The 1,168-nt window shown below is 44.4% G+C and carries 2 protein-coding genes and 1 pseudogene; all 3 read right to left on the bottom strand.

From position 1 onward, the window contains the following. Positions 1-267, bottom strand: a pseudogene (locus F6K49_RS51115) (colanic acid biosynthesis glycosyltransferase WcaL); the annotation flags it as partial. Between the two features lie 261 nt (positions 268-528). Beyond that, positions 529-729, bottom strand: coding sequence for a hypothetical protein (locus F6K49_RS51120; RefSeq protein WP_293052006.1), 201 nt, complete (start codon positions 727-729; stop codon positions 529-531). Positions 730-941: 212 nt separating this feature from the next. Next, on the bottom strand, positions 942-1,168 hold a 227-nt coding region (locus tag F6K49_RS51125), incomplete at its 5' end, for a hypothetical protein (RefSeq protein WP_293110583.1).

A 1,168-nucleotide genomic window follows, 5' to 3' on the forward strand; every position in this document is an offset into this window, starting at 1 on the left:
GGTCAGCCCTAAGGTCTTCAAAAGACGTATCGGTCTGGTTAAGGCAGTGCGTAATAGGCTAAAACACAAGCCCACGATGCCAACTCCTAAGACAAATCGAGTCTTCTGTAGCTCTAGTTGATCGGCTGGATCAACTAGTTGAGAGGCGCAGGAACGGATAGAAAAACGTTTGACTTGAATACCGCAAGCCTCAACACCTGCAATCTCTCGCCGGATGAAGCTGTGACTTACCTTAGGATATTGATTAACTAGATAGGCAATTGTCATCGTGAACTCGGGGCAACGGTATGTCTGTTTCTAGGAATTTTTCGTAGATTGACACCTTATCTAAGAGATGGAATAGATCGAGAAAAATCTTCAAATGTTTCAAGGGATGTCACCCCTTCATTAACATCACTTGATTAGACTCCATGTCCGTACCAATTTTGCTGCTTCCTCAGACTAAAGCAAGTTTGGTGACAGTATCTTCCTAATTGTTCTTACTAAGTGTGAACTCAGAATCCGGATTGCGATCGAATCGGGGATAGGTCATATCCTGTCCGGCAGAATAAGTTTTGGTTGTTCGCGCACGCGTGGCCTTTTGGCCAAGGTTGGCAGGTTGAAGGTTAGTTTTGGTTGTTCGCGAAGCGTGGCCTTTTGGCCAAGGTTAGTTTTGGTTGAAGGTTGAAGGTTAGTTTTGGTTGAAGGTTGAAGGTTGGCTGGTTGAAGGTTGGCTGGTTGAACGCGCACGCGAACAACCAGCTAACCTTGGCCTTTGGCCACGCTACGCGAACAAACCTTCAAATTCAACCTTAAAACCTTAAAACCTTAAAACCTTGGCCTTTGGCCACGCTACGCGAACAACCCTTCACCCCTTCAACCTTCAACCTTCAACTTTCAAATTTCAACCTTTAACCTTCAACTTTTAACTTTCAACTTTCAACCCTTCAGCAACCGATTTTCTAGGGTGAGACAGTCAGGGAAGATGGTTGGACACGATTAACTACTACCCCCAGACAGGTTAAGCCAAACCTGTCTATTTGATCGAGGACTTGCTTGAATTGAGATTTCTTAGTTCCTCTTAATCCGACCACCATCAAGATTCCATCTGTATTGGCAGCCAGGAAATTGGCGTCTGTATAGTTCAGTAGATTAGGAGTGTCATAGATAACCAAGTCAAATTTTTCCT

The organism is Moorena sp. SIO3I6 (assembly GCF_010672095.1).